24 protein-coding genes are annotated in these 23018 nt (G+C 58.1%); 8 read left to right on the top strand and 16 right to left on the bottom strand.

Annotated features, from left to right (window positions below; translation table 11 throughout):
* Positions 1 to 480: 480 nt before the first annotated feature.
* Positions 481 to 1656 (bottom strand): aspartate aminotransferase family protein, encoded by a 1176-nt coding sequence (locus tag IB252_RS21840; protein WP_192410221.1) that lies wholly within the window; start codon positions 1654 to 1656, stop codon positions 481 to 483.
* Positions 1657 to 1758: 102 nt separating this feature from the next.
* Between IB252_RS21840 and IB252_RS21835 the strand changes: the two genes are divergently transcribed.
* The 4 genes from IB252_RS21835 to IB252_RS21820 all read left to right on the top strand — a co-directional run bounded on the left by IB252_RS21835 (position 1759) and on the right by IB252_RS21820 (position 4692).
* Positions 1759 to 2664, top strand: coding sequence for a LysR family transcriptional regulator (locus IB252_RS21835; RefSeq protein ID WP_192410220.1), 906 nt, complete (start codon positions 1759 to 1761; stop codon positions 2662 to 2664).
* Between the two features lie 75 nt (positions 2665 to 2739).
* Complete coding sequence (locus IB252_RS21830) at positions 2740 to 3753, top strand: sensor domain-containing diguanylate cyclase (protein WP_192410219.1); 1014 nt, start codon at positions 2740 to 2742, stop codon at positions 3751 to 3753.
* Positions 3750 to 4154, top strand: coding sequence for a GNAT family N-acetyltransferase (locus IB252_RS21825; protein ID WP_192410218.1), 405 nt, complete (start codon positions 3750 to 3752; stop codon positions 4152 to 4154). The genes IB252_RS21830 and IB252_RS21825 overlap by 4 nt, the downstream gene beginning before the upstream one ends.
* Before the next feature lie 43 nt (positions 4155 to 4197).
* A complete protein-coding gene (locus IB252_RS21820) occupies positions 4198 to 4692 on the top strand; it encodes a GNAT family N-acetyltransferase (RefSeq protein WP_192410217.1) in 495 nt (164 codons plus the stop codon).
* A 27-nt stretch (positions 4693 to 4719) separates the two neighbouring features.
* On the opposite strand, the gene msrA is transcribed toward IB252_RS21820, so the two are convergent.
* The 3 genes from msrA to msrB are packed head-to-tail and all read right to left on the bottom strand — an operon-like array spanning position 4720 to position 7795.
* Positions 4720 to 5427 (bottom strand): peptide-methionine (S)-S-oxide reductase MsrA, encoded by a 708-nt coding sequence (gene msrA / locus IB252_RS21815; protein WP_192410216.1) that lies wholly within the window; start codon positions 5425 to 5427, stop codon positions 4720 to 4722.
* Positions 5428 to 5458: 31 nt separating this feature from the next.
* Positions 5459 to 7234 (bottom strand): cytochrome c biogenesis protein DipZ, encoded by a 1776-nt coding sequence (locus IB252_RS21810; RefSeq protein WP_192410215.1) that lies wholly within the window; start codon positions 7232 to 7234, stop codon positions 5459 to 5461.
* A 42-nt stretch (positions 7235 to 7276) separates the two neighbouring features.
* Positions 7277 to 7795 (bottom strand): peptide-methionine (R)-S-oxide reductase MsrB, encoded by a 519-nt coding sequence (msrB, locus tag IB252_RS21805; RefSeq protein WP_192410214.1) that lies wholly within the window; start codon positions 7793 to 7795, stop codon positions 7277 to 7279.
* A 151-nt stretch (positions 7796 to 7946) separates the two neighbouring features.
* Between msrB and IB252_RS21800 the strand changes: the two genes are divergently transcribed.
* The 4 genes from IB252_RS21800 to IB252_RS21785 all read left to right on the top strand — a co-directional run bounded on the left by IB252_RS21800 (position 7947) and on the right by IB252_RS21785 (position 11599).
* A complete protein-coding gene (locus tag IB252_RS21800; protein WP_074873916.1) occupies positions 7947 to 8663 on the top strand; it encodes a response regulator transcription factor in 717 nt (238 codons plus the stop codon).
* Positions 8660 to 10177: an ATP-binding protein gene (locus tag IB252_RS21795; RefSeq protein WP_192410213.1), complete on the top strand. Its 1518-nt coding sequence runs from the start codon at positions 8660 to 8662 to the stop codon at positions 10175 to 10177. The genes IB252_RS21800 and IB252_RS21795 overlap by 4 nt, the downstream gene beginning before the upstream one ends.
* Before the next feature lie 64 nt (positions 10178 to 10241).
* Positions 10242 to 10757: a hypothetical protein gene (locus tag IB252_RS21790; protein WP_192410212.1), complete on the top strand. Its 516-nt coding sequence runs from the start codon at positions 10242 to 10244 to the stop codon at positions 10755 to 10757.
* A gap of 137 nt (positions 10758 to 10894) precedes the next feature.
* The gene (locus tag IB252_RS21785; protein ID WP_076028557.1) at positions 10895 to 11599 is read left to right on the top strand and encodes a hypothetical protein; all 705 of its coding nucleotides are present in this window, start codon (positions 10895 to 10897) and stop codon (positions 11597 to 11599) included.
* Positions 11600 to 11672: 73 nt separating this feature from the next.
* Here IB252_RS21785 and IB252_RS21780 read toward each other — a convergent pair whose 3' ends face one another.
* The 12 genes from IB252_RS21780 to IB252_RS21725 all read right to left on the bottom strand — a co-directional run bounded on the left by IB252_RS21780 (position 11673) and on the right by IB252_RS21725 (position 22916).
* On the bottom strand, positions 11673 to 12167 hold the full coding sequence (locus IB252_RS21780) for a RidA family protein (RefSeq protein ID WP_192410211.1): 495 nt from the start codon (positions 12165 to 12167) through the stop codon (positions 11673 to 11675).
* 424 nt (positions 12168 to 12591) lie between these two features.
* A complete protein-coding gene (gene cyoE, locus IB252_RS21775; RefSeq protein ID WP_192410210.1) occupies positions 12592 to 13479 on the bottom strand; it encodes a heme o synthase in 888 nt (295 codons plus the stop codon).
* Between the two features lie 11 nt (positions 13480 to 13490).
* A complete protein-coding gene (gene cyoD, locus IB252_RS21770; protein ID WP_046045955.1) occupies positions 13491 to 13826 on the bottom strand; it encodes a cytochrome o ubiquinol oxidase subunit IV in 336 nt (111 codons plus the stop codon).
* On the bottom strand, positions 13827 to 14453 hold the full coding sequence (locus IB252_RS21765) for a cytochrome o ubiquinol oxidase subunit III (protein WP_111450316.1): 627 nt from the start codon (positions 14451 to 14453) through the stop codon (positions 13827 to 13829).
* A 3-nt stretch (positions 14454 to 14456) separates the two neighbouring features.
* The gene (gene cyoB / locus IB252_RS21760; RefSeq protein WP_111450317.1) at positions 14457 to 16487 is read right to left on the bottom strand and encodes a cytochrome o ubiquinol oxidase subunit I; all 2031 of its coding nucleotides are present in this window, start codon (positions 16485 to 16487) and stop codon (positions 14457 to 14459) included.
* Positions 16488 to 16490: 3 nt separating this feature from the next.
* Positions 16491 to 17435: a ubiquinol oxidase subunit II gene (gene cyoA, locus IB252_RS21755; RefSeq protein ID WP_111450318.1), complete on the bottom strand. Its 945-nt coding sequence runs from the start codon at positions 17433 to 17435 to the stop codon at positions 16491 to 16493.
* 814 nt (positions 17436 to 18249) lie between these two features.
* Complete coding sequence (locus IB252_RS21750) at positions 18250 to 18759, bottom strand: disulfide bond formation protein B (RefSeq protein WP_111450319.1); 510 nt, start codon at positions 18757 to 18759, stop codon at positions 18250 to 18252.
* A 260-nt stretch (positions 18760 to 19019) separates the two neighbouring features.
* Positions 19020 to 19796, bottom strand: a complete 777-nt coding sequence (locus IB252_RS21745; protein WP_123365366.1) for an ABC transporter substrate-binding protein — start codon at positions 19794 to 19796, stop codon at positions 19020 to 19022.
* Between the two features lie 320 nt (positions 19797 to 20116).
* Positions 20117 to 20569, bottom strand: a complete 453-nt coding sequence (moaE, locus tag IB252_RS21740) for a molybdopterin synthase catalytic subunit MoaE (RefSeq protein WP_111450321.1) — start codon at positions 20567 to 20569, stop codon at positions 20117 to 20119.
* 3 nt (positions 20570 to 20572) lie between these two features.
* On the bottom strand, positions 20573 to 20815 hold the full coding sequence (gene moaD / locus IB252_RS21735) for a molybdopterin converting factor subunit 1 (RefSeq protein ID WP_008010586.1): 243 nt from the start codon (positions 20813 to 20815) through the stop codon (positions 20573 to 20575).
* The gene (gene moaC / locus IB252_RS21730; RefSeq protein ID WP_095132959.1) at positions 20812 to 21285 is read right to left on the bottom strand and encodes a cyclic pyranopterin monophosphate synthase MoaC; all 474 of its coding nucleotides are present in this window, start codon (positions 21283 to 21285) and stop codon (positions 20812 to 20814) included. Before moaC ends, moaD begins: the two co-directional genes overlap by 4 nt.
* 236 nt (positions 21286 to 21521) lie before the next feature.
* Complete coding sequence (locus IB252_RS21725; protein ID WP_111450322.1) at positions 21522 to 22916, bottom strand: PhoH family protein; 1395 nt, start codon at positions 22914 to 22916, stop codon at positions 21522 to 21524.
* Positions 22917 to 23018: the final 102 nt, after the last annotated feature.

Raw genomic sequence — 23018 nt, 5'->3', positions numbered from 1 at the left:
ACGATCAAAAAACTTGGGGGCCGGGGGATGTCGAGTAAATCAGATCGGGATTACATCGATCACGGAAACGTCTTTTGGGAAGTCGATGGATACTGAATACCTATCGAATGCGGAGAATACGATGCGCACAGTCAACCAAACAGATAGTCCCGAATGCATTGGAAAGAGCTCTGTGGCCAATTCCAAATCAGACGATGAAACCGCCTACCTTCTAAAATCGAAAGCCAATGCGAAGCGTCTGCTCAATTCGATCGATAACTTGCGGGCAGGAACAACCAGCGCTCGGAAACCAATGATACAAACGGAGACCCCGATTCTGTAGGAGAAGCCGAGGGCTGCCCCTACAAAGAGATCGATCGTTCCCACGCTCTGCGTGGGAATGCCTCTTGTGACGCTCTGCGTCACGCTTTTTGGGACGCGGAGCGTCCTGGGCTGCATTCCCACGCGGAGCGTGGGAACGATCAAACGATCAATGGCGTATCAGGCCGCTTTCACCGCCCGGCAAACCCCTCTGACAATCATCTCCACTTCCCGCTCATCAATCGTCAGCGGCGGCAGCAAGCGAATGGTTTTGCCCCGTGTCACGTTGATCAGCAAGCCGTGGTCCCGTGCGGCGATCAGGGTCAGGTCGCGAATCGGCTGTTTGAGTTCGATTCCAATCATTAAACCCTGGCCGCGGATCTCCAGGATGTTCGGGTCGTCCGCCAATTCGATGCGCAATCTGGCGAGCAAACGCTCGCCCTGAAGTTTGGCGTTTTCCAGCAGCCCTTGTTCTTCGACGATCTCCAGCACGGTGCAACCGACCCGGCAGGCCAGTGGATTGCCGCCGAAGGTGCTGCCGTGACTGCCGGGGGTGAAGAGGTCGGCGGCTTTGCCCCGGGCCAGGCAGGCGCCAATGGGAATACCGTTGCCCAGGCCTTTGGCCAAGGTCATGACGTCCGGAACGATGCCTTCGTGCTGAAAGGCAAACCACTGGCCGGTGCGGCCGATGCCGGTCTGGATTTCGTCGAGCATCAGCAGCCACGCGTGCCGAGTGCAGCGTTCGCGAATAGCTTTCAGGTAACCGGGTGGGGCCATTTGGACTCCGCTTTCACCCTGAATCGGCTCCATCAGGATCGCCACGATGCGCGGGCCGTGGGCTTGCTGCACCTTGTCCAACGCCTTGAGGTCGCCGAATGGCACTTTGACAAAGTCCCCCGGCAACTCGTTGAAGCCCAGGCGCACGGCAGGGCCATCACTGGCGGACAAGGTGCCCAGAGTGCGGCCGTGAAAGGCGTTCTCCATGACCACCACCAGCGGTTGTTCGATGCCTTTGTGCCAACCGTACAACCGTGCAAGTTTCAGCGCGGTCTCGTTGGCTTCGGCACCGGAGTTGTTGAAGAACGCTCGCTCCATGCCCGCCAATTGCGTCAGTTTCTGCGCCAGCCGCTGTTGCCAATCGATGCTGTAGAGGTTGGAAGTGTGCAACAGCAACCCCGCCTGCTCGCTGATGGCCGAGACGATTTTCGGATGGGAGTGACCGACGTTAGTCACTGCCACGCCCGCCACCGCGTCCAGGTATTCACGACCGGCCTGATCCCACAGGCGTGTGCCCAGGCCCTTGCTGAAACTCAAGGCCAAAGGTTGGTAAGTGGTCATCAGGCAGGCGGCGGTCATGACATCAAGCTCCATCAATAGTCGGTGTTTTTGCAGTATGGTTAGCCACCTGAGCTGGATAAACGCTGCAACACTTCAATCATTTTAAAGCTGGGCTTGATAATGGATTTATTCCAGGCAATGACCGTTTACGTCAGGGTGGTGGAAACCGGCAGCATGACCGCTGCCGCTTTGCAGTGCGAAATGTCCACCACTATGGTCGGCAATCACCTGCGAGCCCTGGAGCAACGCCTGGGTGTGCGCCTGCTCAACCGTACAACGCGACGCCAGCGGTTAACGGAGTTCGGCACCGCTTATTACCAGCGTTGCCTTGAAGTGCTGGGGCTGGTGGCCGATTCCGAACGGTTGGCCGAGCAGGCCCTCGACGAGCCGAGTGGAACCCTGCGCATCACCGCGCCGCTGACGTTCGGCAGCGAAAAACTGGCACCGGCCCTGAGTGAATTCGCCCTGCTGTGTCCACGCGTCAAATTGGATGTGGTCCTCACCAACCGCCGTCCGGCCCTGCTCGAAAACGGTTTCGACGTGGCGTTTCGCCTGGGCAATACCGAGGAGACCCACCTGATCGCCCGTCCACTCCTCGACTACAGCCTGACCATGTGTGCATCACCGGAGTATTTGGCGCGCAAAGGCACACCGGAAAAACCTGATGATCTGCAACACCATGATTGCCTGTCCTTTGCCTATCCGGCCGGGGATGACTGGCAGTCGGTGGAAAAGCACTGGCGCCTGACCGGTCCCGAGGGAGAATTGGCGGTAGCGGTCAATGGGCCGATGTTGATCAACAGTTCGGCAGGACTGCATCAAGCGGCGCGAACCGGTATGGGCATCGTGGTGCTGCCTGATGCGTTGATGGAGCAGGATCTCAAGGACGGAAAACTAGTGGCTTTGATGCAGAATTACTTGCCGCCAAGCCGACCGATGAACCTGATGTATGCCCAGGATCGTTACCGTTTGCCAAAACTGCGTAGTTTCGTCGACTTTGCCTTGCAGAGATGGGGCAAGCACTAGCCGACCGAATACCCCATCGACTAATCTCCTCGACGTGCGGGTCACGTAGCTATCAGGGCGACAGGGAGTGCGAAGATGGGTGAGGCGTCGAATATCGAGCCGTTGAAGTTCAATCTGTCGGATTTGAATGAAGACATGCTGCACACCATTCTGGAACTGGTCAGCGACGGCATCTGGGACTGGAACGCCAACACAGGGTTCGTCTATCGCAACCCCCGGTGGTACGAGATGCTCGGCTACCCACCTCATTCCCTGAATAACAACGTGTTGACCTGGGAAAACGTGATCCATCCCGACGATTACCCACAGGTCATGGCGCTGTTCGATGACTACCTGAATCAGCGCGCCCCTGGCTATCAGGCCGAGTATCGCTGCCGCATGCAGGATGGCAGCTATACCTGGATCGAAGACCGTGGCTACGTATTGGCACGCAATGCCGACGGCTCGGTGGCGCGAATGGTCGGCGCGCACCGCAGCATCGACGACAAGAAGCGCCTGTACGAAGCGCTTGAGCGACGCAACCAATCCCTTGAAGCGATCGTTGAAGAACGCACCCGAGAGTTGTCTCGCGTCAATCAGCAACTGCAAATCCAACTCGAAGAAAACCGCAAACTGGCGGAAACCGACGCTCTGACCTCAATCGCCAATCGCTATCTTCTGGAAAAAGCCCTGCCTCAGGAATGCGATCGCGCCGAACGCTTTCGACAACCGCTGTCGTTGATCGCCATGGACATCGACGACTTCAAGAACATCAACGATCACTATGGCCACGCGCTGGGCGATGCAGCATTGGTGCAGGTGGTCGAGAGCGTGAAGCACTGCGTACGCGAGGGCAATCTGCTCGCACGCTGGGGTGGCGACGAGTTCATCCTGATCCTGCCCAATACACCACTCGCCGACGCCCGAACCCTCGCCGAACGCATCCGCCATGGCCTCGCAAGCCTGCTGCCAGTGGGGGACTTTCAAGTGACCATGAGTTTTGGCGTGGTTCAGCGCTTTGAAGAAGAACAAAAGACCGGATTGCTGGCCAGGGCCGATCAGGCGCTGTATCGGTCGAAGATCGCGGGCAAGAATGTGATTTCCGGATGAACAATGCCTTGCATGTTCGCGATGTACTGCCCTCGGAAGTAGAGTCTGTACGCCTTTTTCTGGGGCAGAACGGATGGGCTCACCGCACAGGTTCCGCTGAGCATTTTGCGCAGTTGATCGCTAACTCCCAACGCACAGCCCTTGCTATGAAGGACTCCCGGATTATCGGTTTTGCCCGAGGCATCACGGACGGCCTATCAAACGGTTATCTGTCGATGGTCGTTGTCTGTGGACAACATCGACGTGAAGGTATCGGGCGCGCGTTGGTTGAACATGTCATGGGCGAGAACACCGACATTACCTGGACTCTGCGAGCAGGCCGGGAAGGCGCTTCGGATTTCTTTTCAAGCCTGGGTTTTGAAACGTCGACCATTGCGATGGAGCGCCCGCGTCGTAAATAGCCAAACACTCCTTAACTGAAACAAGATGTGCCAAGGAAAGCCAATGACTTCCCCCCTCCTCTATCGCCGGGCTACACCGGACGATCTACTCGCCATTTGCGAACTGGGTCAGCAACTCAACAGTCTTCACCATCAACAGCGGCCGGATACTTATGCGCCTGCAACTGAGAATTTCGCGCGCGACAGTACCCATTGGCGGCCGTACATCGACGGTGAGAATCAGGCGACCTTTATCGCTGAACAAGCAGGTAGAACGATTGGATTCATCACCGTGCAAGTCACTCAGTTCAGCAGCCCGCTGATGCAACCTCAGCGGATCGCCAGGGTCGGTTCGGTCTGTGTTGATGAACGTATTCGGGGCCAAGGCATTGGACGAGCGTTGATGCAGTGCGCTCAAACCTGGGCCATCGAACACAACGCTGTGGACCTGCGTCTAACCGTCTGGGCATTCAATGCACCGGCACTTCGACTGTACGAAGAGTTGGGCTATGAAATGCGAGCCTTCGAGATGGGCAAACGCCTGGAGGAAAATCCCTGATCAAGGCGCCTGCCATATCCCGTCGCGCTATGACCCGGTCTTCACTAATACCGGTTTCTCCTGATACCGATCTGGATAAAGCTTTTTCAGCTGCGCGACCTTCGGCAAATCGTTGATCACAATGTACGGATAGGTCGGGTGCTCGGTCAGAAAGTCCTGATGTTCCTCCTCGGCCGGGTAGAAACCGTTGTAGGTTTCCAGCTTGGTGACAATGGGTTTATTGAACGAATGGGCGGCGCCGAGTTGGGCGATGTAGGACTGGGCGATGCGTTGCTGATCGCTGTTTTCCGGGAAAAGCGCCGAGCGATACTGAGTGCCGCTGTCAGGTCCCTGACGGTTGAGTTCGGTAGGGTTGTGAGCCACCGAGAAGTAGATTTGCAGCAAGGTGCCGTAGCTGACCTGACGGGGGTCGAAGGTGACTTCGACGGATTCCGCATGACCGGTATCGCCACTGCTGACCCGCTCGTACTGAGCAGTGTTGGCTGCGCCGCCGGCGTAACCGGAGACCGCTTTCTTCACCCCTTTGACATGCTGGAACACACCCTGGACGCCCCAGAAACAACCGCCGGCAAAGACCGCCCTTTCGCTGTCGGCCTGGGTGGTTTCGTCGAGGGTGGGTGGAGGAATGATGACCGCGTCTTCTGCCGCACCGAAGGAGAACGCCAGGCATTGGCCGATGACGCCGGCAGCGGCCAGGCCCAACAGGGTGCGACGCCAGGTGAATAGGGTTTTCATGAGGCTGATTCCTGAATGAATGGAATGACGATCAACCGAACGTAAACGCATACGCCGACACTCCGGGATCGAGAAACTCGATGCTGAAGGTCCGATCCGTTACGCCGCCGGTTTGGCGCACCAATTGGTACAAGCGTTGTGCAGTCACACTACCGCTGCCGTCGGGCGCCACGTCAGTGCCGTGGGCATCGCCGGGGACTTTTCCGTCAACCAACACTTTGAAGCGCACCGGTTTATGGTCAGCGCCAGGCCCCAGCACCAGGTGCAGATCGCGGGCATGGAAGCGGTAGACGATGCGACTGGCCGGCGCGCTTGAAGTCGCCCGTTCCGGGCCGACATTCCATTGACCGTCCAGGCTCCAGTCGTTGAGTGCTAATTGCGATGGAGCGCTATAGGCCGACACCTTGTCCGGCACCAGGCTGGTTTCAGGCACGAAATGCTCGGCACGCTGGTAGCCGACATAGGTTTCCGGTGATTGCACTTCGGTCATGTCCGGGGCCAGTTGAACACCCTCGGCGCTGGCATTGATCAGACCGTCCGCGACCTTCGCGGCACCTGCTTCGCGCAGCAGTTGCTGGATCACCCGTTCCGATTCGGCGTACTCGCCCTCACCAAAATGGTGATAACGAATGCGACCTTGAGCATCGGCAAAATAGTGGGCCGGCCAGTATTGGTTGTTGAAAGCTCGCCAGACCTTGAAGTCATTATCGATGGCCACCGGGTAGTTGATGCCCAGGTCCTTCATCGCTTTGGTGACATTGCCTACGTCTCGTTCGAAAGCAAACTCGGGCGCATGGACGCCAATCACCACCAATCCCTGATCGCGGTACTTCTCGGCCCAAGCCTTCACATAAGGCAGCGAGCGCAGGCAGTTGATGCAGGAGTAAGTCCAGAAATCCACCAGCACGACTTTGCCTTTCAAGGCCTGCGCGGTGAGGGGTGGTGAGTTGAGCCATTGCACCGCGCCGTCCAGCGGTGGAAGGTTGCCCTCAATCGGCAGTGCGCCCGGCGCTTTGTCAGCCGCTTTCATTGCACTCCCCGAGGCTGGAACCTGCGCCATCATCGCCCCGCTAACGTTCGGTGATTGGCCGGCCAGCCGTCCCACCAAAGCCTGCTCGATACCACCGGTGGACGCCGTCGAAATCCGCGCCAGAATCCCGGTGTCGAGCCCCAGGGCGATCGCCGCGACACCGGCCAGCATTGCGGCGCCCAGACCTCGACGCAGCCACTCGCCAGCGCCGATGGAACGCTTCATCGCCGCGAAGACTTTACCGCCCAGCAACAGCGCCACCGCGAGGGAGGTTGCGGCACCCGCGGCGTAGGCCAGCAATAACAAGGTGGTTGCGATGCTCGCCCCTTGCAACGCGGCGCCAGTCAGCAACAGCCCCAGAATCGGCCCGGCGCACGGAGCCCAGAGCAGGCCCGTGGCGACGCCGATCAGGAACGAAGCGCCGGGACGCGGCCGTGCATCGGCGCCCGCGACTTCCGATAACCGGCTGCCGGCCGCCACCAGTGGCCGGGTCAGACGCTCCGCCAATTGAGGCAGCAACAGCGTCAGCCCGAACAGTGCAACGAACAGCAATGCGAGCCAGCGACCGTACTGATTAACTTGCACCACCCAACCGCCGCCCACCGCTGCCAGCGAAGCGACAAGTGCAAAGGTCAGCGCCATGCCCGCCAATAGCGGCAACCCGCTCTTCATGAACGGCTGCCCGGTGCGAGCGAAGACAAAGGGCAGCACCGGCAGGATGCACGGGCTGACAATCGTCAGCACACCACCGAGATAAGCGAGGACCAGAAGCCACATAACATCGACCTGCAAAAGTGAGTAAAAGGGAGTACCCGCGGATCAAGTCGCCTGCGGCACAAAAGTCATCGCCAGGCCGTTCATGCAATAACGCAGACCGGTGGGTTTGGGCCCATCGTCGAAGACATGGCCCAAATGACCGCCACAACGCCGGCAGTGGACTTCTTCACGCAGTACCCCGAAGGAGCGGTCCTGACGAGTGGCCACAGCCTTGTCCAGCGGTGCCCAGAAGCTCGGCCAACCGGTGCGGCTGTCGAACTTGGTTGCGGAAGAAAACAGCGGCAGGTCGCAACCGGCACAGGCAAACGTACCGTCACGGTGCTCGTTGTTCAGCGGGCTGCTGTAGGCCCGTTCGGTGCCCTCTTCGCGCAGGATTTCGTACTGCTCGGCGCTGAGCATGGCGCGCCATTCGCTGTCGCTGTGAGTCACCTCGAACACCTCCGCCGCGCTGGCGTCACTGACCAGCGCAGAACTGGCGGCAAATTTTGGCAATACACCGATGACCAGGGCTGCAGCGCCTAGCCCGCCGCTTGCTACGAGAAACTGTCGCCGTGAAAACATGGTCGTCTCCGAAAATTCCAGGTGCCTGTCATGGAACACAGCCTAGGCTTGGGTTGATCGCCAAATCCTCACGAGAAGTTAAACAATTCGTGATAACTCAGGCCCCGGAAAACCCGCACAATGCGCTCATTGCGCCGAAGGATTGAGCTTGATGGAACAGACCAAACGCGTCCTCGTGGTCGAGGACGACCTGCATATCGCCGACCTTATCTGCCTGCATCTACGCGATGAGCAGTTCGAGGTGGTGCATTGCGCCGACGGCGATGAAGGCATGCGCCTGCTGCAGCAAGGAAGCTGGGACGCACTGATCCTCGATCTGATGCTGCCCGGCGTCGACGGCCTGGAAATCTGCCGCCGCGCCCGCGCCATGGCCCGCTACACACCGATCATCATTACCAGTGCGCGCTCCAGCGAAGTGCACCGGATTCTCGGGCTCGAACTCGGCGCCGACGATTACCTGGCCAAACCCTTTTCGATGCTCGAACTGGTGGCCCGGGTCAAAGCGTTGTTGCGACGGGTCGACGCCATGGCCCGCAACCTGAAAATGGACGCTGGCAGCCTGATCATGGACGGCCTCTCCATCGACCCGATCACGCGTGATGTGTCCCTTGACGGTCGCCGCCTCGACCTCACCCCACGGGAGTTCGACCTGTTGTATTTCTTCGCCCGTCAGCCCGGCAAAGTGTTCTCGCGCATGGACCTGCTCAACGCCGTCTGGGGCTACAGCCATGAAGGCTACGAGCACACGGTCAACACTCACATCAACCGCCTGCGGGCAAAGATCGAAGCCGATCCGGCGCAACCGGCACGCATCCTCACGGTGTGGGGACGCGGCTACAAGTTCGCGGCCAGGGAGGAACAACCGTGAGACTGACCCTGACTCAGCGCCTGTCGCTGGTGTTCGCCGTGTTGCTGCTGGTGTGCTGCGGCACGTCGGCCTGGATGCAGGTGCGGTCCAACAAGATGCATGAGCTGGAAGTGGTGCAAGGGTTGTCGCGGGACCTGGCCCGGCACATCGCCCATGACACCGTGCTGATGGACACCAAAGGCCTGATGCCCGACGCCGTGCGCGACCTGTTCAGCCAACTGATGCTGGTCAATCCCAGTGTCGAGGTCTATCTGCTCGACCCCGAGGGCCGGATTGTCGGCAGTGCTGCGCCCGAGGGTCGGATACGCCGGGAGCGGGTCGATCTGGCGCCGATCCAGCGTCTGCTCAAGGGCGATGCCCTGCCGGTTCTCGGCGACGATCCGCGTAGCGTCGATGGCCGCAAAGTGTTCAGCGCCGCGCCATTGCAGGTCAATGGCAAACAGGTGGGTTATCTCTATGTGGTGCTGCTGAGCGAGGAGCACGACCGCTTCGCCGAACGCGGCGCCACCAGCGCTGCCCTGAATACCGCGCTGTTGTCCATCGGGCTGGTGGCGTTGCTGTGCCTGATTGCCGGTCTCACCGCATTCGCCCTCATCACCCGACCTTTGCGCCGTTTGACCGAAACCGTCAGCCGGTTCGACATTGATGGTGCTCCGGTAACGCCGCCGGCATCCGTCCCGGTGGAAAAAGCCGCCAGCCACGATGAAATTGCCATACTCGACGCGACCTTCCGACAGATGCAGGCGCGCCTCGGTGAGCAATGGCGTTCATTGACCCGCCAGGATCAGGAACGCCGCGAACTGGTGGCCAATATCTCCCACGACCTGCGCACACCTCTGGCCTCGCTGCACGGTTACCTGGAAACCTTGTCGCTCAAGGACACCACGTTGTCACCCGCCGACCGCCGCCGTTACCTGGGCATCGCGCTGGATCAAAGCCGCAAGGTGGGTGGTCTGGCGCAATCGCTGCTGGAACTGGTGCGCCTGGAACATGGCTTCGTGCAACCGGTGCTGGAGCGTTTCTCGCTGACCGATCTGGTGCAGGATATTTTCCAGAAATTCGAACTGACGGCCGAGGCGCGCCAGGTCGAACTGAAAGCCACCTTTGCCCCCAATGTTTCGGCGGCCTGCGCCGACCTTGGATTGATCGAGCGGGTGCTCACCAACCTGTTCGACAACGCCCTGCGCCACACCCCGCCAGGAGGAGAAATCGAGCTCGCCCTGCGTCCTCAAGGACCGTTTATCGAAGTCACCGTCAGCGACACCGGCCCCGGCATTGCCGCCGAACTGCGCGAAGGTCTGTTCCTGCGCCCATTCAACATTGGCGGCGCACGGCGTGATGGCGGACTGGGGTTGCGGATCGTGCACCGGATCCTGCAATTGCACGGCCGCGAGATCCAGCTGATTGACGTTCCCGGACGCGGCGCGACCTTCCGCTTTTCGTTGCCGGTGGATCAGCAAACGGCTGAGCAATTGGCGGTTCGGTCGATGAATCTGAATTCGCTGGGAAAATAGTCGACTGCCTGGGCCACAACAACGGCTAATATCCCGGTTCCCATTTCGGCAAGGATGCTGCGCGATGCTCAATACCCTGCAAAACACCCCATTGTGGGTTTACGCGATATTTCTGCTGCTGTGCTACTACGGCATCAAAGCCCTGTCCCCGACCCGTGAAAGCAAAACTTCATTGCTCGTCACAGCGCCGATCTTGCTGGGCTGGTCCCTGTATTCGCTGAATCTGACGCTGAATCCGCAGCTATCGGTCAGTTGCTGGTTGGCCGCCGTCATCCTGGGCAGCCTCGCGGCGTTGCTGATTTTCCCACGCAAGGGCATCGAGCTGGATGATCCGCAAACCGGCCTGATCGTGCCGGGCACAGCAAAAACACTGGTGCTGTATCTGCTGTTTTTTGCGGTGAACTATTACTTCGGCTACCAGGATGACGTTCACCCGGAAATGGCCGCCACCCTTGAGATGTCGCTGCTCAAGGCGTCGGCTTCCGGCTTTGTCTGTGGACTGATCAGCGGTCGGGCATTGAAACTTTATCGGCTGCTGCTGACACTTCAGGCAAAACGCCCCCCAATAGCCGCCAGTTAAAAGCCGCTGTGCCAAAAATGATGACCAGCCGCCTGTTCATCCGTGACAACGCCGCCTCGGTCCAATAGATTAGGCGGCCTGAAAAGGCCCAGAGCTTTCTCGCCTCCACCCAAGTTAAAAGAAGTAGTGAAATTTCAATGTCCGATTCCAATACCGCTGAATCCGTAGTCACCTTGTCGTCCAAAGCGGAATACGAAAACTCCATCAATCTTTCACAGCACGTGCCCCAGGCCAAGACCATCAGCGAGATGGTCTTGGACGCTTTCCAGTCCACCCGGGAAAGCGACCAGATTCGCGAGCTGCGCGCCGCGATTCGCCAGGCTCACGACAGCTTCGACGACGATAAAGCCTACGAATTGATGGGCGAACTCAAGCAGCTCAAGGACGCCGAGGCTGCCGACATTGCAGCCCTGGAAGACTTGAGCAGCAAATTCCCGATCAGCCGGATTCTCTCCAGCTTCAAGGACGACCCGGCATTTCAGGAGTTGGTCTATGGCCTCGCACTGAAAGTGCTGAACCAGACCCACCAGGCCATCAGCAACCCAAGCAGTGGCAAAAGCAAAGCGGCTCGCGCCAAGAAAGATGTCGAAGTGTTCACCATCAGCAAAGACGGCATCAGCGTGACGTTGCCGCTGCGCACCCCGCGTTCGCGACTGAACGTTGACCGTGAAGCGCTGGAGTTCCTGGGCTTCACCTTCGTCGGCGAAGGTGAAGAAGCGGAGCTGGAAAGCGAGACCTTCCTGGACAATGCCGGGGCCGAACAAGCGGTTAACCGCAAGAACATCATCACCGCGCTTCAGCAGCAAACCGCGTTCGATGGCTACAGCATCGCCGCGCAGTAATACACGCCATCGATGACTGAAAGGCCCGCACTGAGATTCAGCGCGGGCCTTTCTATTACCTCCTGGTTCATCGTTAGAGCGTTGATGGCCGTATCGCCACGATCATGTCAACTTCAATGGCTGCGTCTTTGGGCAGTTGATAAACGCCGATCGTAGTTCGTGTATGTTTACCGGCATCGCCCAGTACATGACTGAAAACGTCCGACGCACCGTTGGCCACTTCGCTCAAATCGACAAAATCCGCGGTGGACTTTATGTATACCGTGACGCGCAATAGCGACTTGATTTTGTCCAGCGAACCGATGGAATCAACAATCAATGCCAGACCGCGCAACGCACTGATGCGGGCAGCGTTCTGTGCATCTGTCAGCGTCAGATCCAGGCCTACCCTGCCCGGATACTGAATTTCACCATTCATCCGCGGCACCAGACCGCTGATGTAAAGCTGATCGTGATGCCGCACCAACAGCGCGTAATGCCCGCCGGCCGTATTCTCACCGTAGATGTCGTAACCGACCTCTTTTGCCAGCGCGATGAATCGTTCATCACAGGTCATGTGTTCAGTCATCTCTCCCCCCTCGATCAAAAATTGGATCCATTTTTTTTGACAGATTAGCCCAAAGATCGCGATTCCGGGGCTGGCCTATGAAAATCAGTTTGGATCAAATTGATGTCCCTTGGATTCAGCAAAGCGCCGGACGCTAGCCACTTCCTGCGTTTCAACGTGGCGCATAGCGATAACAGCCAGGTGCGTGAGCGGTTTTTCCGGTGGCTCGGTAGCTGAGTTTTCTTTCGAATAAACCGCGGTGCGGCCTTCGCGAGCAGGCTCGCTCCCACAGGGGTTCAGCGTCGTACTCATAAATGGCGGCAACGCAGATCCAATGTGGGAGCGAGCCTGCTCGCGAATGGGGCAACTCGGTCCACCAGAGCACACCCAATAAAAAGCCCCGCGCTTCTCTCGAAGGCGGGGCTTTTCTTTGCAGCTCTAAACCTTAAGGCGCGTACGTCAGCAACAGCTCACTCGGCACTTTAAAGTCCAGCGACATCATCACGCTCAACGCGGTAATGGTGAAGATCGAGAACACGAACAGCTTGCGTGCCCAGACCGTGTCATCCACTGCCTTGTAACCGGTCCAGGCCATGTACAACCAGTACATGCCCATGGCCGCGGCGACGGCGAGGTAGCTCATGCCGGCGTAGCCGCTGAAGGTCAGCATCAAGGTCGCCACGAGGAACGCCAGGATGTAGAGCAGGATGTGCTTCTTCGCCACTTCAATCCCGCGCTTCACCGGCAACACCGGAATCGATGCAGCCAGGTAATCGTTGAAGCGGAAGATTGCGATGGCGTAGGAATGCGGCATCTGCCACAGGCTGAACATCACCAGCAACGTCAGTGCGGCCATGTCGAAGCTGTTCGTCACAGCGACGTAGCCAATCACCGGCGGCATGGCGCCCGACAGACTGCCCACCAGCGTGCCGTGAACCGACTTGCGCTTGAGGTACAGGCTGTAGAAGCCGACGTAGATGACAAAGCCGATCACCGCGAACAACGCGGCCAACGGGTTGGCCACTTTGTACAACAGTGCAACGCCAAAAACACCCAGGACGGTCGCAAACACCAGGGCCAGTTTCAGGGAGATCAGGCCCTGGACCAGCGCCCGGTTTTTGGTGCGTTCCATCTTAAGGTCGATGTCGCGGTCGATGCAGTTGTTGAACACGCAACCGGAAGCCACCACCAGCGACGTGCCGATCATGGCGGCCAGGAAAATGGCCAGATCGACATGCCCTTTCGAGGCCAGGAAAAATCCGCCTGCCACAGAAAGCACGTTACCGAAAATGATCCCCGGTTTGGTGATTTGGATAAAGTGCTTAAAGGACATCCGGACTTTCCTCAGTGCGCCATCATGTTGTTGTGGATGCTGAACATGATCCACAGCGACAGGCCTACCAACAGGACAATGACCAGTGCAGCGAAGACAAACGCGATCACGTTGTTACGCTGGGCAGCGGAGCGGTCCAGGTGGAGGAAGTACACCAGGTGCACCAGCACCTGGATCACTGCGAAGGCCAGTACGATCCACAGGGTCAGGGCTTTCGGCAGCGATGGGTACATCACCAGGCCGAAAGGAATGACGGTCAGGATCACCGACAGGATGAAACCGATAGCGTAAGACTTGACGCTGCCGTGGCTGGCGTCGTGGCTATCGTGGGAATGAGCGTTAGCCATTTACATAGTCCCCATCAGATAAACAACGGTGAATACGCAGATCCACACCACGTCCAGGAAGTGCCAGAACAGGCTCAGGCAGCTCAGACGGGTCTTGTTGGTCGCCGTCAGGCCGTTTTTCTGCACCTGGTACATCATGATCGCCATCCAGATCAGACCGCTGGTCACGTGCAGACCGTGGGTGCCGACCAGGGTGAAGAACCCGGACAGGAAGCCGCTGCGGTTAGGACCGAAGCCCTCGGAGATCAGCATGTGGAACTCGTTGATCTCCATGCCGATGAAGCCGGCGCCGAACAGGAAGGTCATGCCCAGCCAGCCCAGTACCTGGCTCTTCTTGCCCTTGAACAACGCCAGCATGGCGAAGCCGTAGGTGATCGAACTGAACAGCAGCAGAGCGGTTTCGCCCAGTACGTACGGCAGTTCGAAGATGTCGTGGCCCGACGGGCCACCCGCTACGTTGTTAACCAGTACCGCGTACGCCGCGAAGATCGACGCAAACAGAATGCAGTCGGTCATCAGGTAGAGCCAGAAACCGAATACGGTCATCTCGCCCGAGTCGTGGTGATGGTCGTCGTGCCCATGGTCCGTGCCATGGGCGTGTCCAGCAGTGGTCACTAAGTTCGACATGGTTTAAGCCTGTTCCAACGAGGTTTCAACACGGGTGGCGGTGGCTGGAACTTTCCCGGCCGCTACCAGACGCTTGTGCTGCTCGGCTTCGATGCGCTCGATCACGTCGACCGGCACCATATAGCCCTGATCATCGCGGGCAGCGTGGATCACGAAGTAGCCCACGGTGCCAACCAGGCCAACGATGGCCAACCACCAGATGTGCCAGATCATCGCGAAACCGAACACAGTCAACAGAGCACCCATGACCACACCGGTGGCGGTGTTGTTTGGCATGTGGATCGGCTCGTACTTGGCCGGAGCCTTGTACGCGGTGCCGTTTTCCTTGGCTTCGGTGAACGGGTCGATGCCTTCTGCTTTTGGCAGTACGGCAAAGTTGTAGAACGGTGGTGGCGAGGAGGTCGACCATTCCAGAGTGTGGGCATTCCACGGGTCGCCGTGCTCGCACATGTTCTGCGGCAGCTTGCGGTCACGGATACTCACGTAGAGCTGGATCAGCTGGCAGGCGATACCCGCAGCGATCATCACCGCACCGAACATGGCAACGTACAGGTACGGTACCCACTCAGGGTTGGTGGTGGCGTTCAGACGACGGGTCATGCCCATGAAGCCCAGTGCATAGAGCGGCATGAACGCGACGAAGAAGCCCGAGATCCAGAACCAGAACGCTGCCTTGCCCCAACCTTCGTGCAGCTTGAAGCCGAACGCTTTAGGGAAGTAGAAGCCAAAGCCTGCGATGTAGCCGAATACCGCGCCGCCGATGATCACGTTGTGGAAGTGAGCGATCACGAACAGGCTGTTGTGCAGGACGAAGTCCGCACCCGGGATGGCCAGCAGTACGCCGGTCATGCCGCCGATGGCGAAAGTCACCATGAAGCCCAGGGTCCACAGAACCTGGCTGGTGAAACGCAGACGCCCTTGGTAGATGGTGAACAGCCAGTTGAATAGCTTCACCCCCGTCGGGATCGAAATCAGCATCGTCGCCAGACCGAAGAAGGCGTTGACGCTGGCACCCGAACCCATGGTGAAGAAGTGGTGCAGCCAGACCATGAAGCCCAGGATCGAGATCGCGCCCGATGCGTAGACCATCGAGTGGTGGCCGAACAGACGCTTGCCGGTGAAGGTCGAGATGACTTCAGAGAAGATCCCGAACGCCGGCAGAATCAGGATGTAAACCTCGGGGTGACCCCAGGCCCAGAACAGGTTGACGTACATCATCGGATTGCCACCAAGTTCATTGGTGAAAATGTGGAAATCCATGTAACGGTCAAGCGTCAGCAGTGCCAGGGTAGCGGTCAGGATCGGGAACGAAGCCACGATCAGGACGTTGGCCCAGGTGCAGGTCCAGGTGAAGATCGGCATGTCCATCAGCTTCATGCCCGGGGTACGCATTTTCAGCACGGTGGCCAGGAAGTTGACCCCCGTCAGCGTCGTACCCAGACCGGATAGCTGTAGCGCCCAGATGTAGTAATCCATCCCCACGCCCGGGCTGTATTGCAGGCCCGACAGCGGCGGATAGGCAACCCAACCGGTCTTGGCGAATTCGCCGACGCCCAGGGACAGGTTGATCAGCACCACGCCCGACACCAGCAGCCAGAAGCTCAGGGAGTTCAGGAACGGGAAGGCAACGTCACGTGCGCCGATCTGCAGCGGCACTGCAAGGTTCATCAGGCCGGTGAAGAATGGCATCGCCATGAAGATGATCATGATCACACCGTGAGCGGTGAAGATCTGGTCATAGTGTTCAGGCGGCAGGTAGCCAGGCGAACCCTCGGTGGCCATGGCCAACTGGGTACGCATCATGATGGCGTCGGCAAAGCCACGCAGCAGCATGACCATGGCAACGACGATGTACATCACGCCGATTTTCTTGTGGTCGACCGAGGTCAGCCACTCGGACCACAGGTAGGTCCACTTCTTGAAATAGGTGATTGCAGCGAACAGCGCCAGACCACCGATCGCGATCATGGCGATGGTTATCATCACGATCGGTTCGTGGAACGGGACCGCTTCCCAACTTAATTTACCAAACATCGTTTACTCCTCTGCCCCGGCAGCTGAATGCGAACTCATGTCCATCCCTTCCATGGCGGCCATTTCGTGCTCTTTCTTCTCGTGGTGCATCGGCTTGCCCGGATTCATACCTTCGTACTTGTCGACGATGATCTGGAACAGGTTCGGCGTGACCGAGGAGTAGAGCTCGACTGGGTTGTTCTGGCTTGGCTTGGAAAGGGCTTCGTATTCAGCTTTTTCAAGCTGTTTAGGTGCCTTTTTGACTTCGCTGACCCAGGCGTCGAAATCTTCCTGAGAGGTGGCGATAGCTTTGAATTTCATGCCGGTGAAACCAGCGCCGCTGTAGTTGGCGGAGATACCGTCCATTTCAGCGTTCTGGTTGGCGATCAGGTGCAGTTTGGTCTGCATGCCGGCCATCGCGTAGATCTGGCCGCCCAGGGCCGGGATGAAGAACGAGTTCATCACGGAGTCGGAAGTGATCTTGAAGTTGATCGGCGTGTGCGCCGGGAACACGATCTTGTTGACGGTGGCGATGCCTTGCTCCGGATAGATGAACATCCACTTCCAGTCCAGCGCGACGACTTCAATGGTGATCGGCTTGACGTCGGATTCCAGCGGCTTGTAAGGATCCAGCGCGTGGGTCGACTTGTAGGTGACATAACCCAGGGCAATGATGATCAGCACTGGAACAGCCCACACCGCGATTTCGATCTTGGTGGAGTGCGACCATTTCGGCGTGTAGACGGCGTCGGTGTTGGACGCGCGGTATTTCCAGGCGAACAGGAAGGTCATGATGATGACCGGAACCACGACCAACAGCATCAGCAGCGTTGCGGTGATGATCAGGTTTCGCTCGTCCAGGCCGACCTGGCCCTTGGGATCGAGCAAGGTCATGTTGCAGCCTGACAGCAGCAACGTGCCGATCAGCGGCAATAAGCCTAGTAGTCTGGGGTACCTGTTTTTACTCATCTCACGACCTCTAAAGCAGCTTGCGCAATGCAGTTGGGTTTTGATCGCCAACACTTCACCCTGCCAAGGGTTGGCATTTTTCTTGGATTGAATAAGTGGCTGCCCGTCGCGCGTCAGACGCTGTTCGACAAATCCTGGGCCAGCGTTGAGTTCTTATTCGAATTCGTGGTCAAAGGCCTTGTTACAGACCAATTCCATTTGGTGCGGATAGTTGGAAGGCACCGACACCTGGGAGTCGCATGAAGCCAAAGAGCCTCTCGACGCCCTATTCCTGCTCAGGGATGAGCAGTGCCGGGAATTCAGTGCGGGCGATTGTAGATATGTAACGTTTTATAAACCATGTCTCATCCCGAAATAATTTTTATCCATTCCAGCAACAATCATTAACGGTATTTGTAAAAGTGCGCCATGGTATCGAAATTCATTCTCAACAAAAACACCAAAAATTGTAGGTCTACCTTAGGCAGTTCAGACAGTATCGAAGGCTTTGCACCCTCCTTCGACCCTGCCAAAGCCCCCATGTGACAAGGGCTTCGCCAATTCGCCAGGACCTGTTAAAACTGCCTGTTCGGGATTTTTGAGACTGAAGTTGCCGGACACTGAACCAGGCCGATTTTGTTGCGTAGTCATGTACCAATTCGGCGCGCTGAAATGCCTTGCGACACTCCCGCTGTGACAACATGTCGCACACGTGCCGCACCCAGACTTGTCGCGCATCAAGGTCATTTCACCCGTGCCCTGAAATGCAAAACGCCCCGGCCCCCTCAACGAGGGCCGGGGCGTTTTTTGTGTGGCAGCGATGCGCCGGAGGACTTCAGCGCAGCGCTTTACGGTTACGCAACGTGAGCAGCGGCACCAGCACCACGACCAGCACAAAGGCTAGCAGCGCCCACTGTGCAAGCGACAGACCGAGAATCGGCGGATACGGCGTGGAGCAAAAGCCGTCGACCTGGAAGCCCAGCGGGAAGATCTTCGCCAGTGGCAAACCGTCGACAATCGGTTGCAGTACATCGATGCCGCAGCTGACCGCCGGATAGAACTGGGTATAGACGTGATGCCCGGCCACCCCGACGCCTGCCAGGGCGCAGATCACCACCAGGGTTTCAAATACCGTGATGCTGCGGCGGGTGCGCATGGCCGCACCGATGAACGCGAAGAGCGCGATCAGCAGCAACGCATAACGTTGCAGGATGCACAGCGGGCATGGCGCTTCACCCAGAACAATTTGCATGTACAGCGCGCCACCGATCAGCGCCAGGCAGATGATGCCCAGCAACACCAGATAGCGCCGTTCACGGCCCAACCGCATCGTTTCCTCGCTCATTGCGTTTCCCTTCTAAATATCGATTGCCCAGAAGTCTACACGCTGGCCCTGACCTTTGAGAGTCCGGCGCGCGCAGCGGGGTATCGGGGAATAGACGACGAGCCGGTTAAGAAGGGATTAACTTCGGGTTATTTCCAGAGATTTGCATGATTCCGCGACCGTATCGCCAGCAGGCTGGCTCCCACTTTGGAATGCATTCACAGGCTGGCCCATTGGAATGCATTCAACTGTGGGAGCCAGCCTGCTGGCGATGCGGTTGATCAGTCGCCGTAGATATCAGACTTGAAGTACTTCTCTGAAATCTTCTGGTACTCGCCGCTGGCGCGAATACCGTCGATGGCCGTGTTCAGCTCGGAGACCAACTCGGTGTTGCCCTTGCGCACCGCAATCCCGGCGCCCTCGCCCACGTATTTCGGATCCTTGAGCTCCGGCCCGACAAAGGCATAACCCTTGCCACGCGGCATCGTCAGGAAGTCATTCAGCGGGATGGTGTCGGCAAAAATGGCGTCGAGGCGACCCGCCGCCAGATCCATGTAGATCTCTTCGTTGTTGCCGTAGCGCTTGACGTTGATACCTTTCGGTTCAAAAACCTCAGTGGCGTAACGGTCAGTGGTGGTTGCGCGCTGCACGCCGACCGTCTTGCCCTTGAGGCTGGCGTACTGATCATCCACGACCGCGCCGTCCTTCATCACCAGTCGCGATGAGGTGAAGTAGTACTTGTGGGTGAAATCCACCGACTTCTTACGGTCTTCGTTGATGGTCATGGACGACAGCGCCATGTCGATTTTCTTCACTTTAAGGGAAGGAATCAGACCGTCGAACTCACCTTCGACCCAGACGCACTTGACCTTCATCTGCGCGCACAGGGCATTGCCGATGTCGTAGTCGAACCCGACAATCTCACCTTTATCGGTTTTGGACGCGAACGGTGGATAAGCCGCTTCGATGCCAATGCGCAGGGTTTTATCGGCGGCGAACAGGGAACTGCACGCCAACAGGCTCAGAGCCAGACCGGTGATGAGGGGGAATTTCTTCATATTCGTTCTCTCGCGGGTTGTTGTTGGTTTGGCAAGACAGAAGAAAGAGCAGAAACGGGGGAAGCGCTTTTTTGTACTTATAAATCCATACTGGACTTTTATGTATTGATCGTCAATCGGGGTTCTTGACGATGTGGTCGCCGATGGTCGGGAGGGAATCAGAGGGGGGAAGTAAGTGGTGCTACTGGCCTCTTCGCGAGCAAGCCCGCTCCCACATTTGATCTTCATGTACACAAATTCTGTGTACGACATAGATTCCCTGTGGGAGCGGGCTTGCTCGCGAAGGCGGACGGACAGTCAATGAAGAACTGACTGGCTGTTTACTGCTTCCAGCGATCCGCCGCCGCATGATCGCTGTCCCGCCCTTCAACCCAACGCGACCCGTCAGGGGTGTTTTCTTTCTTCCAGAACGGAGCACGGGTTTTCAGGTAGTCCATGACAAAGGCGCAGGCGTCGAACGCGGCCTGGCGGTGGGCGCTGGCGGCGCCGACAAAGACAATCGGCTCACCCGGTTCCAGGGCGCCGATGCGATGCAGCACTTCAAGCTTGAGCAGCGGCCAGCGCTGCTCGGCCTCTGTGGATATCTTGGCGAGGGCTTTTTCGGTCATGCCCGGGTAGTGTTCAAGGAACATCCCGGCGACGTCGAGTCCGTCATTGAAGTCGCGAACATAGCCGACAAAACTCACCACCGCACCAACGCCCACATTGGCGGCGTGCATGGCATTGACTTCAGCACCCGGATCGAACGCCGTGGATTGCACGCGAATCGCCATGGCTCAGCCTCCGGTCACGGTCGGGAAAAATGCCACTTCATCGCCATCGCTTACCGGCTCATCGAGCTGGCACAGGTCTTCGTTGCGGGCGCACATCAAGTTTTGCTCGCTCAACACTTCGGCACCGTCACGCTGGGCCAGCAGCGCACGCACATCGTCGACCGTGGCGAAATCACCTTCAACCTTCACCGAGTCCACGCCGAGCGCCTCACGGTAACGGGCAAAAAACTTCACGGTGACGTTCATGGCTGATCCGCCTGGAAATGGCCGCTCTTGCCGCCGAGCTTCTCAAGCAGGCGCACGCTTTCAATGGTCATGCCGCGATCCACGGCTTTGCACATGTCGTAGATAGTCAGCGCCGCGACGCTGGCGGCGGTCAGGGCTTCCATCTCTACGCCGGTCTGCCCGGACAACTTGCAGCGCGCGACAATGCGCACGGTGTCATCGCCTTCGGCACTGAGCTCGACCTTGACGCCGGTGAGCAGCAGCGGATGGCACAGAGGGATCAGATCGCTGGTTTTCTTCGCCGCCTGAATGCCGGCGATACGCGCCACGGCGAACACATCACCCTTGGGGTGACCGCCGCTGACGATCATCTGCAGGGTTTCGGGCAGCATGCGCACAAGCGCTTGGGCCGTTGCTTCACGGAACGTCACGGCTTTTTCAGTGACGTCGACCATATGGGCGCGACCTTGGGAATCGAGATGAGTCAGCACAGGGATACTCCTGATCAGAAGCCCCGATTGTAAACCTGTGGGTCAAAATTCCGCACGTTTGATTATCGGATCAACACAACCCCTTGTGGGAGCGGGCTTGCTCGCGAAGGCGTCGTTTCAGTCAATATTGATGTGGCTGACACTTCGCTTTCGCGAGCAAGCCCGCTCCCACAAGGGATTTGTGCGGGCATAAAAAACCGGGCGGCTTTTAGGCCGCCCGGTTTGGGTGGGGGTTGTTACAAATGCGATTCGGCGTATTCGGCCAGAATCGAACGCGGCACCCCTTGCAGGGTGATGTGCACACCGTTGGGGAAATCCTTGAAGCGCTCTGTCAGGTACGTCAGCCCGGAACTGGTCGCGGACAGGTAAGGGGTGTCGATCTGCGCCAGGTTACCCAGGCACACCACTTTGGAACCGGCGCCGGCACGGGTGATGATGGTTTTCATCTGGTGCGGCGTTAGGTTCTGGCATTCATCGATCAGGATCAGACTCTGCTGGAAGCTGCGGCCTCGAATGTAGTTGAGGGATTTGAACTGCAACGGCACTTTGCTGAGGATGTAATCGACACTGCCATGGGTGTTTTCGTCATCCATGTGCAAGGCTTCGAGGTTGTCGGTGATGGCGCCCAGCCAAGGCTCCATTTTTTCCGCTTCAGTACCGGGCAGGAAGCCGATCTCCTGGTCCAGGCCCTGCACGCTACGGGTCGCGATGATCCGGCGATAACGTTTGCTGACCATCGTCTGCTCGATCGCCGCCGCCAGTGCGAGGATGGTTTTACCGGAACCTGCTGCCCCAGTCAGGTTGACCAGGTGGATATCCGGGTCGAGCAAGGCGTACAGCGCCAGGCTTTGATAGATGTCACGTGGTTTCAGGCCCCAGGCTTCCTGGTGCAACAGGGGTTCCTGATGCAGGTCGAGAATCAGCAGCTTGTCTTCCTCAATCTCCTTGATCCAGCCGACAAAGCCCTGTTCATCGATGATGAACTCGTTGACGTGTACTGCCGGCAGGTTGTCGATCAGCTGCACCTGGTGCCAGGTGCGGCCATGGTCCTGACGGGTATCGACATTCCTCACGCGGTCCCAGAAGGAGCCGGTCATGTTGTGATAACCGTTGGGCAGCAGCGACACGTCGTCGACCAGTTGGTCGGTGCTGTAGTCCTCGGCCGCGATCCCGCAAGCCCGGGCCTTGAGGCGCATGTTGATGTCTTTGGTGACCAGCACCACGGGCAGCTTTGGTTCGCGTGCGTGCAGGTCGATCAACTGGTTGATGATGATGTTGTCGTTCAGGTGCTCGGGCAGAATGAGGTTCGGTTCTGCACGCTTGCTCATCAGAATTGACAGCAAACCCTTCGGTCCGCTTTTGCCACGCTGGATCGGGACGCCGAGCTCGACGTCTTCAGGACTGGCATCGCCCAGGGTCTTGTCGATCAGACGAATCGCCTGACGGCATTCCGCAGCCACGCTGTGATGCCCGCTCTTGAGCTTGTCGAGCTCTTCAAGCACGGTCATCGGGATGGCGACGTGGTGTTCTTCGAAGTTAAGCAGGGCGTTTGGATCGTGAATCAATACGTTGGTATCGAGTACATAAAGGATTGGCTGGTTGGAGGAAGAATTACGTCCGTGATCATCCATACTCGGTCACCTTTGTGGGAGCCAGTCGACGCAATACCATTACAGTGCTGCGCCTCGAAGTGACCACCGAATTCACCTGCGAGGAGTCAAGTGAACTGCACA

Origin of the sequence: Pseudomonas sp. PDM10, from assembly GCF_014852295.1 — a bacterium.
Taxonomy (GTDB): Bacteria; Pseudomonadota; Gammaproteobacteria; order Pseudomonadales; family Pseudomonadaceae; genus Aquipseudomonas.
This window is presented reverse-complemented; position numbering and strand designations above follow the sequence as displayed.